At 65.5% G+C, this 14,625-nt stretch carries 23 protein-coding genes and 1 pseudogene; 14 read left to right on the forward strand and 10 right to left on the reverse strand.

The genetic code is table 11. The annotated features are described in order from the left end of the window. Nucleotides 1-8: 8 nt before the first annotated feature. The 4 genes from AC5Y4F_RS24530 to AC5Y4F_RS24545 are packed head-to-tail and all read right to left on the reverse strand — an operon-like array spanning nucleotide 9 to nucleotide 2,062. Entirely contained in the window at nucleotides 9-509 is a 501-nt protein-coding gene (locus AC5Y4F_RS24530; RefSeq protein WP_036473440.1) for a hypothetical protein, read from the reverse strand. Nucleotides 510-524: 15 nt separating this feature from the next. Next, nucleotides 525-842, reverse strand: coding sequence for a hypothetical protein (locus AC5Y4F_RS24535; RefSeq protein WP_036473439.1), 318 nt, complete (start codon nucleotides 840-842; stop codon nucleotides 525-527). A 3-nt stretch (nucleotides 843-845) separates the two neighbouring features. Continuing rightward, a complete protein-coding gene (locus AC5Y4F_RS24540) occupies nucleotides 846-1,868 on the reverse strand; it encodes a hypothetical protein (protein ID WP_036473437.1) in 1,023 nt (340 codons plus the stop codon). Beyond that, nucleotides 1,862-2,062: a hypothetical protein gene (locus tag AC5Y4F_RS24545; RefSeq protein WP_051641674.1), complete on the reverse strand. Its 201-nt coding sequence runs from the start codon at nucleotides 2,060-2,062 to the stop codon at nucleotides 1,862-1,864. The genes AC5Y4F_RS24540 and AC5Y4F_RS24545 overlap by 7 nt, the downstream gene beginning before the upstream one ends. 570 nt (nucleotides 2,063-2,632) lie before the next feature. On the opposite strand from AC5Y4F_RS24545, the gene AC5Y4F_RS24550 reads away from it, so the two are divergent. The 3 genes from AC5Y4F_RS24550 to AC5Y4F_RS24560 are packed head-to-tail and all read left to right on the forward strand — an operon-like array spanning nucleotide 2,633 to nucleotide 5,094. Further along, nucleotides 2,633-3,352: a hypothetical protein gene (locus AC5Y4F_RS24550; RefSeq protein WP_036473435.1), complete on the forward strand. Its 720-nt coding sequence runs from the start codon at nucleotides 2,633-2,635 to the stop codon at nucleotides 3,350-3,352. Further along, the gene (locus tag AC5Y4F_RS24555; RefSeq protein WP_036473434.1) at nucleotides 3,349-4,716 is read left to right on the forward strand and encodes a cutinase family protein; all 1,368 of its coding nucleotides are present in this window, start codon (nucleotides 3,349-3,351) and stop codon (nucleotides 4,714-4,716) included. The genes AC5Y4F_RS24550 and AC5Y4F_RS24555 overlap by 4 nt, the downstream gene beginning before the upstream one ends. Before the next feature lie 51 nt (nucleotides 4,717-4,767). Then, nucleotides 4,768-5,094, forward strand: coding sequence for a hypothetical protein (locus AC5Y4F_RS24560; RefSeq protein WP_036473432.1), 327 nt, complete (start codon nucleotides 4,768-4,770; stop codon nucleotides 5,092-5,094). Between the two features lie 993 nt (nucleotides 5,095-6,087). Here the strand turns inward: AC5Y4F_RS24560 and AC5Y4F_RS24565 are convergent. Further along, nucleotides 6,088-6,384 (reverse strand): hypothetical protein, encoded by a 297-nt coding sequence (locus AC5Y4F_RS24565; protein WP_036473430.1) that lies wholly within the window; start codon nucleotides 6,382-6,384, stop codon nucleotides 6,088-6,090. Nucleotides 6,385-6,482: 98 nt separating this feature from the next. On the opposite strand from AC5Y4F_RS24565, the pseudogene AC5Y4F_RS24570 reads away from it, so the two are divergent. Both AC5Y4F_RS24570 and AC5Y4F_RS24575 read left to right on the forward strand, forming a co-directional pair. Next, nucleotides 6,483-6,578: pseudogene (locus tag AC5Y4F_RS24570) on the forward strand (helix-turn-helix domain-containing protein); the annotation flags it as partial. 50 nt (nucleotides 6,579-6,628) lie between these two features. Continuing rightward, nucleotides 6,629-6,958, forward strand: a complete 330-nt coding sequence (locus AC5Y4F_RS24575; protein WP_225337343.1) for a zinc ribbon domain-containing protein — start codon at nucleotides 6,629-6,631, stop codon at nucleotides 6,956-6,958. A gap of 30 nt (nucleotides 6,959-6,988) precedes the next feature. Here AC5Y4F_RS24575 and AC5Y4F_RS24580 read toward each other — a convergent pair whose 3' ends face one another. Further along, nucleotides 6,989-7,480 carry a hypothetical protein gene (locus AC5Y4F_RS24580; protein ID WP_036473429.1) on the reverse strand — a complete coding sequence of 164 codons (492 nt, stop codon included), beginning with the start codon at nucleotides 7,478-7,480 and terminating at the stop codon, nucleotides 6,989-6,991. Between the two features lie 206 nt (nucleotides 7,481-7,686). Between AC5Y4F_RS24580 and AC5Y4F_RS24585 the strand changes: the two genes are divergently transcribed. The 7 genes from AC5Y4F_RS24585 (at nucleotide 7,687) to AC5Y4F_RS24615 (ending at nucleotide 11,517) form a co-directional block, all read left to right on the forward strand. Then, nucleotides 7,687-7,929 (forward strand): type II toxin-antitoxin system Phd/YefM family antitoxin, encoded by a 243-nt coding sequence (locus AC5Y4F_RS24585; RefSeq protein WP_196771116.1) that lies wholly within the window; start codon nucleotides 7,687-7,689, stop codon nucleotides 7,927-7,929. 23 nt (nucleotides 7,930-7,952) lie between these two features. After that, entirely contained in the window at nucleotides 7,953-8,327 is a 375-nt protein-coding gene (locus AC5Y4F_RS24590) for a PIN domain-containing protein (protein ID WP_263649332.1), read from the forward strand. Then, entirely contained in the window at nucleotides 8,324-8,707 is a 384-nt protein-coding gene (locus tag AC5Y4F_RS24595) for a hypothetical protein (RefSeq protein ID WP_036473426.1), read from the forward strand. Before AC5Y4F_RS24590 ends, AC5Y4F_RS24595 begins: the two co-directional genes overlap by 4 nt. A gap of 3 nt (nucleotides 8,708-8,710) precedes the next feature. After that, entirely contained in the window at nucleotides 8,711-9,634 is a 924-nt protein-coding gene (locus AC5Y4F_RS24600) for a discoidin domain-containing protein (RefSeq protein WP_036473425.1), read from the forward strand. Between the two features lie 141 nt (nucleotides 9,635-9,775). Continuing rightward, nucleotides 9,776-10,759, forward strand: coding sequence for a non-homologous end-joining DNA ligase (gene ligD, locus AC5Y4F_RS24605; RefSeq protein WP_306460743.1), 984 nt, complete (start codon nucleotides 9,776-9,778; stop codon nucleotides 10,757-10,759). 159 nt (nucleotides 10,760-10,918) lie between these two features. After that, a complete protein-coding gene (locus AC5Y4F_RS24610) occupies nucleotides 10,919-11,113 on the forward strand; it encodes a hypothetical protein (protein WP_036473423.1) in 195 nt (64 codons plus the stop codon). Further along, entirely contained in the window at nucleotides 11,104-11,517 is a 414-nt protein-coding gene (locus AC5Y4F_RS24615; RefSeq protein WP_036473422.1) for a PIN domain nuclease, read from the forward strand. Before AC5Y4F_RS24610 ends, AC5Y4F_RS24615 begins: the two co-directional genes overlap by 10 nt. Before the next feature lie 394 nt (nucleotides 11,518-11,911). Here the strand turns inward: AC5Y4F_RS24615 and AC5Y4F_RS24620 are convergent, their stop codons facing one another. The 4 genes from AC5Y4F_RS24620 to AC5Y4F_RS24635 form a co-directional block, all read right to left on the reverse strand. Next, nucleotides 11,912-12,739, reverse strand: coding sequence for a hypothetical protein (locus AC5Y4F_RS24620; protein WP_225337324.1), 828 nt, complete (start codon nucleotides 12,737-12,739; stop codon nucleotides 11,912-11,914). Between the two features lie 38 nt (nucleotides 12,740-12,777). Further along, nucleotides 12,778-13,137 carry a hypothetical protein gene (locus tag AC5Y4F_RS24625; protein ID WP_036473420.1) on the reverse strand — a complete coding sequence of 120 codons (360 nt, stop codon included), beginning with the start codon at nucleotides 13,135-13,137 and terminating at the stop codon, nucleotides 12,778-12,780. A 467-nt stretch (nucleotides 13,138-13,604) separates the two neighbouring features. Next, nucleotides 13,605-13,850 carry a hypothetical protein gene (locus tag AC5Y4F_RS24630; protein WP_036474016.1) on the reverse strand — a complete coding sequence of 82 codons (246 nt, stop codon included), beginning with the start codon at nucleotides 13,848-13,850 and terminating at the stop codon, nucleotides 13,605-13,607. A gap of 92 nt (nucleotides 13,851-13,942) precedes the next feature. Continuing rightward, the gene (locus AC5Y4F_RS24635) at nucleotides 13,943-14,089 is read right to left on the reverse strand and encodes a hypothetical protein (protein ID WP_156959195.1); all 147 of its coding nucleotides are present in this window, start codon (nucleotides 14,087-14,089) and stop codon (nucleotides 13,943-13,945) included. Nucleotides 14,090-14,106: 17 nt separating this feature from the next. On the opposite strand from AC5Y4F_RS24635, the gene AC5Y4F_RS24640 reads away from it, so the two are divergent. Then, nucleotides 14,107-14,313: a hypothetical protein gene (locus AC5Y4F_RS24640; RefSeq protein WP_139813875.1), complete on the forward strand. Its 207-nt coding sequence runs from the start codon at nucleotides 14,107-14,109 to the stop codon at nucleotides 14,311-14,313. A gap of 8 nt (nucleotides 14,314-14,321) precedes the next feature. Continuing rightward, the gene (locus tag AC5Y4F_RS24645; protein ID WP_225337325.1) at nucleotides 14,322-14,624 is read left to right on the forward strand and encodes a type II toxin-antitoxin system PemK/MazF family toxin; all 303 of its coding nucleotides are present in this window, start codon (nucleotides 14,322-14,324) and stop codon (nucleotides 14,622-14,624) included. Nucleotide 14,625 lies beyond the last annotated feature (1 nt).

The following is a 14,625-nucleotide window of genomic DNA, read 5'->3' on the forward strand; positions in this document are numbered from 1 at the left end:
GGCGGTGATCAGGTGAACAGTTCTGCTGCAGTGCTGTGCGGCCGGTCGAACAGGTCGTCCCACCCGGAATCAGTGACTGTTGCGGTCGGCGCATGTGGGCGCGATTCGGCGCGGTGCGATACCGGCGCCGCGTCGATTGCGTCGAGAATGGTGATGGTTGGCCGCACCGTCGACACGGCCTCGACGCGGCGCTGTTCGTTGACGCTGCTGCTTCGGGGACTGGTGTAGAGGAGGAAGATTCGGTGCAGCCGAGTGCTGAATTTGACGGGGGAGTACGGCATGCGCCGCATCACCCCGACCGCGGCGACTGTGACGCTCACTCCCACCGCGCCGGTCAGTAAGGGATCGCCGAACCGGGGCAGCGCGAACAGGGTGATCAACAACCCACCGACGAGCGCGATCAGCTCGGGGATCGGGAAGGGTCCGCCGGGGAGCTTCCATCGCCCGTCGAACTTGGCGATGACGATGCGGACCCGCGAGGCTCGGGTGTACCACTTGGCGACAAACATCGGCGCTGTCCCGGCTCAGCGGGTTCCGCTGTTGGTCAGGCTGTGGACGGTGTCTTTGGACACCACACCCAGCGAGGGCAGTGCCCCGATAATGCCGATGAGAATGACACCGACAGCGACGGTTTTCAGCGCGGCGGTCTTGTTCTTGACGACGAAGTATTCGAACACCGCCAAGACCGCCGTGCCGCCCATCGCCAAGAACACCGCGAAGCTGATGCCCTGGTTTTTGATGTTGGCGCCGATATCCCAAATCGGGGCTGCCACGGTTCGGACATGGGTGGCTGCTGCTGAGGCGGATCCGTCCGCGATGAACGAGGCGACGGTGGTGATCATTTGTTAGCTCCCTTCGGGGCTGTTGGTGGCGTAGCCGCGCGGTGATTTGGTGGACGTTGTGGCGGTGGTCGTTGGGGTCAATGACGGTCCAGACGGCCCTGCTTGGTTGGGCGGGATGATGCTGGGCGCATCGTTGATCCGGTCGACTTGCCAGTGGCCTGCTGCCACCGACATCACGAGGGGGAAATCCATCGGCATCAGCACGCCGCTGGCGGTTTGCATCACGGCCCGCACCGTGACCTCAATGCCGTCGGCTGCGGGAGGAACGTCCTGGGCGGTGGCAGCCTCGGAATTGGTTTGCACGCGCTCGATGGCCATCGTGGTGAAGCGCGGTGGTTGTTCGGCCGTGATTTTGGCCGCCGCAGAGATGTAGGGCGTCAGGTCTCCCTGCCCGGTGAGCATCGCGGCGAGGAACCCGGCGACGGTCTTGTACACCGGCCGGTCTTCGGAGACCAATGTTTGTGTGGCCAGCTGCACCGGCAGCCCCGGTTGGCGATCCGGTCGTGCGTGCGGAAGCGTGAACGCGCGGTACAAGTTGTGGGTGTCTGCTGAGATATCGACTTGGAGCTTGACCGGCACCATGGACGCGGCGTTGGCGGCCTTCGGGATCTCGGCGTCAACGACGACCGAATAGGTCTGAAAACCGTCGTTGAAAACACCCGGAAGACATGACGCGGCGCGCAGCGCCCGCCCGCCGGCCGGCAGCGCAGACGGGGGGATATCGCCGTCGTAGAACTGCTTGATCGCCGCCGTGTTCGACGGGTCTTTCAGATAGGCATCCACGTAGCGGGTTGCGTAGGACTTCACCGCCGTGAATTGGTCTTGTTCGGCCGCTGTATCGGTTGCATGCGGCCGATTCATGACGAGCAGCACAACCCCGGCTAGAAGCGGGATGTAACTGATCATGATGAACGCCAGAAACGACGCGCTCGCTCGGGCGCGAAGCTCATCGGCGCGGATGGTGTCCCCGCCACTGACGCGCAGAAAGAGCGAGTCCAGCGCACCGGCGATGGAGCGCGTCAACATACGGACCCCACCGCCTGGGTTTCCAGCACGTCAAGCAGCTGCAGGGCCGTGCTGCGGTTGTTGATGATGTGCGCGACCAGGGCCACGGACTTGGCCTCGTTGAGGGGGTCGGACCGCAGCTGGTCCATGAGCTCGCGCAGCTGGTCGCAGTAGGAGCGGACCGCAGCGTGGGTGCGGCGAATCGGCTGCGCCATCGGTAAGGCCTCCAAGAGGGGTAGATGCTCGGACGCCCTCTAATGCGGGCCAAAACACCGATTTGGCGACAACCGCATACATAACGAATTGGTAACGCATACGCGCGTATGACATCGCGATGTTCGCTCGATGCTTGACAGGGGGATTACGCTCGGCTCGGCTGTAGCCGCGAGGCGGAAGCCACGGACGAGCGCCTCCCCCTCCTGCATTAGCTCGTCAACGTATGCGCCAAGCGCATCACCGCATATGCGGTGACGACAGCCCGGACGAATCCCCGCCGCACCCCGGCCGAAGGCCCCCACGCATCGCTATGCCCAGGTGCCGCCCCGCGAACCGATGCGCCGGCCTCCGGGTACGCCGCGCTCAGCAACCTCCGACAGCGGCGCCCACCCATTTCCCGTCAACCAAGCTGACAACCACATAACCCAAGGTCACCACTCCAGGATGTGACGCACGTCACCTCCATGAGGACGGGTTGTCAACCGCTCTAAACACCGCTTCGCAAACCCCCGCAACAACGTCCCCGGATTCCATAAGCGCGTCACCTCCCCGCGACGCCAAGGAATCCAATGACCATCTGGGACCAACTCGCCGACCAGGCCCACCGCCTGCTCACCCAGCCCCGCCGCGGCGACCTCACGCCCGCAGTAACCCTCATCCAATCCCTGCACCCGCGCGCCCCGCACACCCCCAACGCCATCTGCGCGCACCTGCCCACCGCATCAACCGTGCTGCCCACCCTCGCGCGCTACGCCCGCAACGGCGACCGCCACGCCCTGCTCATGGCAGCCGTCCTGATGCGCCACGCCCTGCGCCGCATCGCCGAACTCGCCGACCCCGACGGCTACCTGTCCACCGACCGCGACGCCCGCGACAACGACACCCTGACCATCTTTTTCACCCTCATCCGCACCGCCGCAGAACCACAGATCTTGACGTCGCGCTACCTCTACAACGCCACCCTGCGCAAAGTCATGGCCGCCCGGCCACGCGCCGGCACCCCCACCGCGGCGGTGCGCGTCGACCCCCACTCCGCGATCCTCGACCGCAGCGACACCGGCACCGACGAAGACCACACCGCGCACCTGCTCTCCCAGGCCCGCGACCACCGCATCATCACCGCCCTGGAATACGAGACCCTCAAAGCGCTCTACCTCAACACCGACATCTACAGCCCCAGAAGCGCAGCACGCAGCCTCGGCGCCAACGTCGGCGCCATCGAACGCCGCGCCCAACGCGCCATCCGCAAAATCAGCAGCCACTTCGAGAGCGCGGCAGCAGCAGCATGACCATCCGCCACCGCTGCACTCCACTGGCGGTGTCGCTACCCCTCACCGCCACCCTGCTGCTGTCCACCGCTGCGCCTGCCCATGCCGCACCGGCCACCTGCCCAGCCATCGAAGCGATCGCGATCCCGGGCACCACGCAAACCACCCCGCAGGCCGACCCCACCAAACCCGTCGGCATCCTCGGCAACATCCTCGAACCGATCAAACGGATCGTTCACCTCACCGTCGACACCTTCTACACGCCCTACCCGGCAACCATCTTCGGCGGCACCGACGGCGGCGGCTACCTGGCCTCCAAACAAGCCGGCATCGACAGCGCCGACGCCCACATGAGAACGGTCGCCTACCGCTGCCCACATACCAACTTCCTGCTGACCGGCTACAGCCAAGGCGCCGACGCCGCCGGCGACATCGCAGCCGCAATCGGCCACAACAGAGGCGCCATCCCCGCCAACCGGCTCCTCGGCGTCGCCCTCGTCGCCGACCCCTCACAGTCCCCGGTAGGCCAGCCCACCATCGGGCTCAACCAGCCCGGCGTCGGCTTCGCCGGCGTACGCGCCGGCGGCTTCGGCGCGCTCACTCAACGCAACGGCATCCTGTCGATCTGCGCACCGCTGGACTACTTCTGCAACCTGCCCCAAGCCGACCTCGTCATGCGCTTCATCGGCCACCTCGGATCTCACCTCGACGCCTCGGATCCAGCCGGCTCCGCCCAAAAGCTCGCCACCATGTTCATGGCCGGCCTCATCGCCCCCGCCACCGCCGCCGTCAACCAAATCCTGCAGCTCGTCAAAGACCCCAACCTCATCCCCGACCTCGTCCACCGCGGCGTCGCTTTCGGCGTCGCACTGGCCCAACAGCTGTTCTGGCTCGCCGGACCACAGGTCGCGGCCACCGCATCCGAGCTGTTCAACGCCGCCGGCCAAATCATCAACCTCATCCAGGCACGCGCGTGGACCGCACTGCCCGTGCTCATCACGGCCATCGCAACCAAAGCCGCCAACGTCGCCAACGCGCTGTCGAAAATGCAGGAGCAGACCAACGCCATCAACGTCAGCGCCTTCGGCCCTGTCGGGGCCGGCCTCGCCCACCCAGGCCCCGGCCTCGGCGATCTGGTCACCGCAGTCATCAACGCCATCAGCGTGGCCACCGGCGGCATCGGAACCCAGGCCACCGGCATCTTCGGCCCCACCTTCGCCCAGTTCAGCGCCGCCACCGTCGCCACCGCACTCAAACACTTCGCCGAATTCATCAAGGGCGACTACCACAACGACTACGACACCGCCCGCCTCGACCCCGCCGGCCACACCGGCACCCAGCTCGTCCAACGCTATTTCGTCAACCAACTCAACAGAATCGTCTGAAAGGCACCCCGGACACCCATGACCCCAGACACCCCCGCCCAGAGCTCGTAAATGACCGTCTACCAGGAGACCACCCACATGGATTACGGGCTTTGGCTGCTGCGCGAACCGACCGGCGCAATCACCCTCACCGGCTGGTCGGAAACCCCCGGCGCCACCAGCGCCGTCGCCGCGAGCAAGACCGAACACTGGCCCGTCTATACGCTGTGCCGCGAACCCAGCCAGCTCGCCGCGCGCCTCACCGAGCTCGGCCTCGACCTGGCCGCCGGCCACGACCTCAGCGACCTAGACAAGAACTGGGATGTCTACGTTCGCCACCCCGACATTGCCGCGCTACGCGCCGCACTCGACACCGACCGAGCACGCGACCGCCGGTAACCGACCGACCGCTCCAGGCCGCGCCAACCCACCTCCAAACGCCCACCGGCGGGCCCCGCCGCTCGCGATCAACCAGCAGCCCCACCGCCACCAAAACGCCCTGCCCCGGCCGGTGCTGGGATGCCGCTCCACAGCGCGCCACCACGCACCAATCACGGGTCGCACAGTCCCCGTCATTGGTCACTCAACCCGCCCTCCGAGCCCGCGCCCAGACCTTCCGCCAAGGCTCTGCAGGCGCCCCGACCGACCCCGGCACCAAGCCGCCGGCCACAGCCCCGCAAGCACCGGCAGACCGCGGTTCATCCCGACGCTTCACCGCCCTCAAACACCCTCGATCACCGGATGCGCGCCAGCCCGCGCCAACGTGCGCCACGGCGTGCCGAGCCGCCCGCGCCGGTACCGCGCGACCGGACCCTTCCGCACGGGTCACTGCGTGAGCCCCCGGGGCCAGGGAGTGGCAGAACACAGTCCGTGGGTGTGGCAGATGCGGCAGTTGGGTTGTCGTCTCCGCGTCGTGGTGGTGACCGCGGATAACGTCGCCGCAGGGACAACGATTCGACCTCACCAAACGGGACGTTGGGCCTCAAGTGCAACGAACAAACTCGCCGCCGCCGGGGCATAGTCGTGGGCACGTTGACGTCCTCCTCTGGTCGGAGCCAGGGGAGCCCCACCTGTCCCTGCCCTCCAGAGGGACGTCAAAGCGGCCATTTCTCGACGAGTCCCCAAACCGTTCCCGCTGCACCGAGGCTGAGGACGGTAACGCCCGTCACCTTATCGATGAGATGCGGGTGATCCCATGTGATCCATAGACCTAAAAGCGCCAAGACGATGGCCACAATCGGCCACCGCAGTTTCGCGTTGTGGTTCACCGTTTCTCCGATCCGAGTCGGTTCTCATGCGTCAGGCTGAGTACGCCGACCCGTGCTTCACCCTGCTGCCGTCCGCCGCCGCGTCTCGCTCGTTCGACTAACGGTTGGCATCGACTAGTTTCCGTCAGAGGAAGTCGTCGCCGTCGCGGATCCGCTGCCGAAGCGGGTCCAGCGGCACCTCGATCAGGTAGTCGTCGTCGAAGAAGCGCTGCCGATAGGCGTGCAGCGCGAATTTCAGCGCGTGACGGTTGGCGTGCTGGCCGAGGAACTGCGGGCCCGCCGTAAGCGGCACCATACCCGCGGTCATCCAGTACTTGTTCAGGCGTTCGACCGTCTCCAACTGCTCGACGGACGGTGCCGGATCAGCCTCGGAATCCCAATGCGGATGCATCAGGATCAACCCGTTGGACGTGGGGATCATCGGTTTGTCGCGGCGTGGAGACCCGTAGCTTTAGCCGCGGGAGGAAACGCCGCTTCTCCTTTCACTCTGGTGTCGGTGGTGGGGGTTAGGTTGCGGGGGTGTCGCGTTATCGGTTGCTTCCCGCTGCTGGTCAGGTGGTGGGGTTGGCTGAGCATTGCCGGCACGCCCGGTATGTGTGGAATTTGGCGGTCGAGCAGCAGCAGTTTTGGCGACCGGGCCGTCGCGCGCCGGGCTATCACGAGCAGTGCGCCCAGCTGACTGCCGCGCGCGCCGAATCAGCCGCAGCGGTTGGGGTTTGCTCGCCGCGCGGCTGCAGCACAAAGCTTACGGTCGGGTCGAGCAGATCCCGGCCGCATTCACGTCGCAACGTTGCTCGGCGTGCGGGCACGTCGCTGCCGGAAACCGCAAGAGCCAAGCGGTATTCGACTGCGAGTCCTGCACCACAGGTCCGTGCAACGCCGACGTAAACGCTGCACGCAATATCGCCGCCGGACGGGCGGTGACAGCACGGGGAGACCTCGGCGCTAGCCGGTCTATGAACCGTGAACCTCAACACGACTCTCCTGCCGCATAGGTTGTAGGGGAAGGTTGGAATCCCCTGGCTTCAGCCAGAGGAGGACGTCAACGTTTCGATGCATTGGCAGCATAGGGACCACGCGCCAAGGCGGTGGCCCTGCAGCGCGGGGTCCACGACGATCCACAGCGCGATCATGACGACCTCGACACAGTCGGAGAACTGTTGTGCCAGCTCGGGTCCGATGCAGTGGTCGTCGAACAGTGGGGCGAACCGGTCGGTGCGTAGGTGGTGGAACTCCTCGCGGCCGAGCAACTCCTGGGCGAGACCTTCGACGCCGGTGCGGGCCATGACAAAGTAGCTCTGGCCGACGACCACGTCCGGGTCCCCCACGTGGGAGTCGACGTGGGTCATCGTGATGTCGGCGCGCCACAGCACCGTTCCGGAGTCGTAGACGGCGTCGATGGTTTCTAGGTGCAGGGACGGGCTGAACATCTCAACAGTCGCGCGGGCCGGGTCGAGGGTGTTGACGAAGTCGTCGAGAGAGATCCTCGTCGTCGTCTCCTCCGCCGCAGGCCGCACGCGACTGGCCGCGCCTGATCTTTGTCAAGGCTACTCAGCAGCCACCCAAGGCGTACGAATCGTTGGTCGGAGACCAGGCACTTTGAGGCGAGTTGGGCACCTAGCCGTCGGAGAATCGTTCGAGGTGTGGGCAGCCAAGGGAGGCAACTTGAAACAACGGTCCAGATTGTGTACCTCATGTAGCACGCTGAGTTACGATGTGCTACATGAAACGGGTTGGTGTCCGTGAATTGCGCCAGAATGCGAGTGTGCTTCTGCGCGCGGTGGCCGACGGCCACACCATCGAGATCACCCACCACGGGCACCCGGTCGCGCAATTGATTCCCGCTACCAACGACGCCTGGTCGGCCCTGATCGCCAGCAAGGAAGTCACGCCCGCCCGCCTCACCCCGGCCCAGATCCTTGACCACCCGCACCGCCGCTACAGCCCCCAGTCCCCGCCGCCGTGATCTACCTGGATCCCACCGCCATCATGAAACTCATCACCACGACGCCTGAGTCCCCGGCCCTCGCCGACTACCTGCGCTCGCGCACCGACACCACCTGGTTCACGTGCGCCCTCAGCCGCGCCGACGTCATGCGCACCGTGGCCACTCTTCACCCCGACGCCGCCGAGCACGCCCACCACGTCCTGGCCGGCCTGGACCTCGTCGCAGTCACCGACCGGCTCCTCGACGTCGCGATCGAGCTCGCCCCCGCCCCGGGGCACACCACCAACGCGCTCCACATCGCCGCCGCCCTGTCCGCCGGCCCCCGACTCCACACCTTGATCACCTACAACCCCGAGCTGACCCGCGACGCCGCAGCCCACCACATCACCACAACTTCGCCCGGAGGTTCACCGTGATACGCGCCCTGATCGCCGCGGTGCTGCTCACCGGCGCCGCCGTCCACTTCTTCGGCGCCCCCGAAGACGCCGCGCTCGGTTACAGCCTTCTGCTGTGCGGAGCGCTCTGGTTCACCTGGCCCGCCGCCCGCGTGGCCGCCCGCCAGATCCGCCGTGTGCGCCGCCGGCGCCATCCCCGCCGCGCTCCCGCCAAGGCCGCCGCTCCCGGCCCCCACCTGACGCAGATCAACCACCATCACCACTACTACAGCGGTCCGCCTATGGCGACACCGCCGGTCACGCTACGCCCGGACTACAGCCGCCCGGCACTACCTGAGCGCAGCAGCCAGCAGCTCGCCCATGACGCCATCTACAACACCATCGACAGCGACACCCTGTAGCCCATGAGCAGCACAGACCAAGTCCTCCACACCGACCACGGCTGGGAAAACGGCCGCCTCATCTTGGCCTCGCTGGCCCCACGCACAACCACCCGGCCCGCCCGCCGCGGCCTACCCCCACCACCCGACGACGACACCCCCAACGACAGTCAACCGCCGGACAAGCCGGGCCTGCTCACCCGCGCCCTACGCGCGTCCGGACGCGCGGCCCGCGCCGGCGGCCGCGCGTTCAACAAGCGAGTGCCGCCCGATCGCCGAATGCACACCGCATTCATCACCGCGGCCGCCGTGGTGATCCTGCTGGTGGCCCTGGCCGCCGTCAACTACCTCACCTCTGACATCAACCCGCAACCCCACATCACCACACCGGCCGCGACCGCACCGCCACCACCCTCACAGGCGCCGCTACGGCAAGACACCATCCTCAAAGGGGTCACCGCCAGCGACGTGTGCCCGCGCGACGCCAACTACTCCGACGCCAACCGGGCCTTCGACGGCGACTTCAACACCGCATGGGTCTGCACCCGGGTCAAGAACCAGGACGGACAAACCCTGCAAGTCGACTTCGGCCGCCAAGTCACCCTGACCCAACTCCGGGCCATCGGCGGCTTCGACGCCACCGCGCCCGACGGCTCCGACCAATGGTCCAAGCACCGCATTGTCACCCAACTCGAGGTGTGGTTCCCCAAGGACCTCAAACGCGACCCCGTCGTCATCGACACCGCAGGGGCCAGGGATTGGCGCTTCATCACCTTCAATCCACCAGCCACTGTCAGCAAACTACTCATCCGCGTCAAAGCAACCTCTGATCCGCCTCAATCCGCAACGTCCCCAAGCCCAACCGCGTCGGGGACTCCCGATGAGGTGACCACCGTAGCTATCAGCGAGATTCAATTCATCGGCACCGAAGGCACCCACCCGACGTGAGGTATGACGTGCAGATCCGTCGCGCCGGCGAAGCGCCGCGGAATATCGTCCACGCCCACTAAGCCGTGATGCAGGCTGCATCACCGGACCATCACCACGCAGATAGATCCCACCGCCGAGCGGGCGGGTACCGTCGATCCGGTGGCCACCCAGACGCCTGTGCGAAATCCGGCATGGGCACCGATGCTGGCGACGCTCGGCACCCCGCCACGACGCGCGGATGGCTGGGCCGTCGAGTGGAAGTTTGACGGCCAGAGAGCAACCGTCCACGTCCAGCACGGCGCGGTCACGGTCTTCACCCGCCATGGTGCAGACGTGTCGCGGACCTTCCCCGAACTCGCCGGCGTGGCCGCCGCCATCGGCGATCGCCAAGCGGTTCTCGACGGCGAGATCGTCGCCGTCGATCACACCGGCCGGCCATCGTTCACCCGCCTGCAGCGCCGCTGGCCACAGCAACGTCGACCACACCCCGAGCTGCTGCGCGAAGTGCCCGTCCGCCTGCTGGCTTTCGACCTCCTAGCGCTCGACAACCGCAGCCTCACCACTCAGGCGTATATCCAACGCCGCGAACTGCTCGACGCACTCATGGTCGTCGACAAGTCGCCCACCCTGACCATTCCGCGTGCCCTGACCGCGGTGGTCCCGGCAGACATGCTCGACGTCGCGGCCCGCCACCAGATGGAGGGAATCGTCGCCAAGCGCCTTGACGCGCCCTACCGGCCCGGCCGCACCACCCAGTGGATCAAGTCCCTCGTCCGCCCAACTTGCGAACTGATCATCGTGGGCTACTGCCACGCCGCCGGTCCCGGGGGACGCACCAGTATCGGCTCACTGCTGCTAGCCGGCCACAACGACGACGGCGACCTGATCGTCGTCGGACAAGTCGGAACCGGATTCAGCGACACCACCCGCCGGTACCTCTATGCCATGCTCCACCCCATCACGCGCACCGCCACACCCGCCGCCAATCCCGTTGAGGCACACGGGGTGTCGTGGGTCGAACCCGAACTGGTCTGCGAAGTCGCTTACCGCGAATATGTGGCCCACCGCTGGCTTCGCCACGCCAGCTTCAAAGGATTACGGAACACCGACCCCGCCCACATCCGTATCCCGAGCGACCGCTGAAGCAGCTACGACGCGGTTGCCTCAGGCGGGGACAAACCCGGACCCTGTTGGGGGACCTCACGCTTTCTCATCGAACCCGGGGCGAACCGCCTTCTGGTGACTCGCGACCGGGCCGTACCGCGGGTATATATCGCGCGCCTCCCTGTATATACTAGGCACGTGGGCAAGCATCTGATCGACATTGACGAACAGGCATTGGAGATGGCTCGCGCAGAACTGGGAACAACCACGATCAAAGAGACGGTGAACGCGGCTCTGCGCCGCGCGACGTCGCACCGCGCAGAACACGTGGCCTCCGCTCTGGATGCACTGGCCGCCGCGCCGTCCGAAGATCGCGCCGAGGCATGGCGCTGACGTTTCTTATCGACACCAGTGTGATAAAGCGACTCAGCCAGCCCAGCGTCCGGGAGGTGGTGGAACCGCTCGCGGCTTCGGGCGAACTCGCGCGGGCCCGTATCACCGATCTCGAGGTCGGCTATTCGGCGAGGAATGAAGCCGAGTGGGACGACTTAATAGCGGCGTTGGATGCATTCGAGCTTGTGGAATCGACCGAATCGCATCATCGTCGCGCGCTTCAGGTCCAGCGACTCCTGGCTCAGCGAAGCCAGCGCGGCCGCAAGATTCCTGACCTACTCATCGCCGCCGCCGGAGAAGAACACGGACTCACTGTTCTTCACTACGACGCAGACTTCGACCTGATTTCGGCAGTGACTGGCCAACCTTGCCAGTGGGTGGTGCCTGCTGGGACCGTCGACTAGAGCGCCCTTGACCAGTTACGGGCACAACGACAGCCCGTCACGTGACGAAACGCGGAGAGGGTCAGAGGACGCGTGAAATCGACGCCATAACCTTCAGACGCCGGTGCGATACTTGTCCGATCTCAGTGAACCTTGGGCAGCATTCTCATCGAAACTGGGGAATCTGGCCATGTCCGCGATTAGCTGACAGCGGATCCAGCGCCGGCTACGACCGAGGCTCTTTTCCCCGCCCGCTAAACCGAACTGCCCTCAATCACGTTGAAGCGCAACGAAGCTGCTACAAGCCGGACGTTGGGATGGTGGTGACCCCACCATCACGCGGTGGTTGGTCAGCGACCCTTACGCTCGCGAGGCCCACGATTTATAGCCACGTATAGGCGCGTATAGCAATCGGCTATACCGCGCTGGGGGCCGGCCATCCGGGAGATGCCGGTTGGGTAGGAAAGTCGCCGCGAGGATATCGGCCGCCGCGTTTGAGATCGGGGTGTTGAGGCGCCTTGGCGATACAGGTGTTTTCGTCTTCGATGACATTTGGCCATTCGTCGCCGATCCCGGTCTGCGCGAAGTAGCCGCCTTGATGGCTGGTGATCCGCCAGCCGTTGAAGACGTCGGCCGACGGTGCGCGAGCCGGTCCCTGCTGGGGGAATTGGGGTGCCGGCTTTGCGGGAGCCGTCATGGTGATCCGCATGGATGTAATGCCTGAATGCGGTGGCGGCAGAGCGATGTTGGGTTCGTACCCGTCTCGGGCTAGTTGAGCTGTGCCAAACGTGTATTCGCAAGCCAGCACCGTCACGTCGCGGCCGGACGTCGTTACAGAGGAGATGTGCACCTGGTCAGTGCCCACCCACGGGTGTTCGCGTTCGTAGTGCTTCGGCCAGAGGTATTGCGTGCCGGTGGGATGGTCGATGGATTGGTTGGGATCGACGGACTGCTGGAAGCCGGGATACAGGTAGCGATTGTCTCCTGTGATGGAGGCGAGTAGGTAGGACTCGGCGTAGGCGCGTACCGCTACCACGGGCCCGGTCGTGACGTCGATGCCGGGTTCAGCGGTCCAGACCACCGTGAAGTCGTTCAGGGTTGTCGGCCAGCCGGAGGCGCGGGCCGTCGGCGTTGGACTTCCCTGAGCGTGACGCGTTGAATCGCAGCTCGCGGTGGCACAAAGGGTCGCGATGATGGTCGAGACCGCGGCGAACCTGGGCAACGCGCGATGGGTGGCGGTCATCCTTGGTCCTTGTCTGGCCCGCGCAACCGAGCCGTACATCAAAATTGGCTCGACGAGCGGGAGATGCGCCAGAATCCCGGATCGAGTTCTTCGGCCAGGTCTGCCAGCTCGTCGACGAACTGCGCGGCAGACGGACCCTCGATCACCAGCGTCACGTAGTCACTGCCTCCTCGAGAGGAGGTCATGTGTGCGCCTTCACGCCCGGCCCAGGCCGTAGCGGTGAGCTGCTCGACCCGCGCCACGTCATCACTGGTCTCCAAATCTCCTGTGGCAACAGACAAATAGTGCTTCCCGTGCGCCGCATCCTCTGCTTCGGCGACCAGCTCAGCCTGCCGAAGCTGTTCGAGATATGCCTCAACCGCGTTGCGCGGCCGCCCAGCGTTCCCATCCTGCCGCATCCCTGGATTATGCGGTCCACCGCTGACAAGGTGATGCAGCCTGCATCACGTGACGATTGAGGGAACAAATCCACCTATCTGGCTCGTACCTTCAGCGGGCCTCTTGCGATAGCTTCCGCTGGGCCGGGGCGAGGATATGCGTCTCTTTCTTCTCGGGCAGGTCGCCGGCGCAGGTGCTGATCCCTTCAATGGTGGGGGAGGGCTGCTCGTTGATCTGCCGCCTCACGGGGATCGCCAGCCGACCGGGCCACCGGTATATCCGCTGCTGTCGCTTCGCGGACTTACAGTCCCACCAACGAAAGGCGGAAGACACATGACTCACCTCGCGAGCGCACACCACACCGGTCACGGATTTTTCAACACGCTGGTACACGGATTCGCTTGGCGCACTGGCAGTGACGCGGCCGGCGCTCTCTTCCGCCTAGCGCCAGGACTCGTCATCCTCACGGTGGTCGCGGTGGTGATTTTCATCGGCGCGCGTTGGCTGCGTCGCCGCAACCTTTGACCGACTGAAGGTCGGTGCGAGCGCCTTGTCCTGGCCGCTGCCAGTTGTCGACGGTGTCTGGGAGCCAGCCTGGGTGGCGGATGTCGGCGCCGTCGGTCAGTTCTCCATCGGGCTGCGGGAGTCGGCCTTCGACGTGGTAGCGGCGCACGGTCCCGTGTGCGAGGCCGCGGCGGTTGGCGAAGCCACGCAGGGACAGCAGCTCGATCACACGCACGACTTTACAACACAATTGACCTTACAGCGTGTTCGCTGTAAGGTTCGTGGTATGCCCACCCCCACGGTGCCTTTCAAGGCCGGCGACTATCTCAGCGCCGGCGAAGCATGCCAGGACGCCGTCAGCCGGCTCGATGCCTTCGACGACGTCGCAAAGATCGTGGCCAGAAACGCCGTCGTCGAACTCATCAACCTCCAAAACGGCACCATCAACTGCCACCAGGTCGCGGTCATCGCCAGCATTACGCCAGTTGGCCAGCCTTCATGGCGAAGGCGACATCAAATCAGAAGCCGGCGCGCTTCGCGCGTTGCTCCACGCCGGCGCGGAAGCGGTGGGGGAGCGCGTGCTCGACGTCGGGTACGCCGAACTGGCGGCCGAGTTCAACAGTGAACCCGCCAGCGTTGAGCGGCGAACTGCGCGCAACCTGCACGTCCGTAGGAGCAGGGCCGAGCGGTGAATCGCGGGGTGCGGAGCAACGTATACCGCGTCGATTTTGGACACGGACCCGAATCCTGGGTGGTCCTGAGCAACAACTCTCGCAACAGGAACCTCGACACTGTGTTGGCGGCGCGGGTCACCACGACGACCATGAGTGAACGCCGCCTACCCACCGTTGTCTCGTTGACCGACGCTGACCCGCTCGACGGCTTTGTGCTTGTCGACGACATCGTGCAGCTCTATCACGACGAACTCATCGAATCGCTCGGCAGCCTTTCGCTACCGACAATGCGGGAGATCAGCGCAGGGCTGCGGATATCTCTGCCCTAGG

This window comes from Mycobacterium sp. NGS56, from assembly GCF_059812425.1.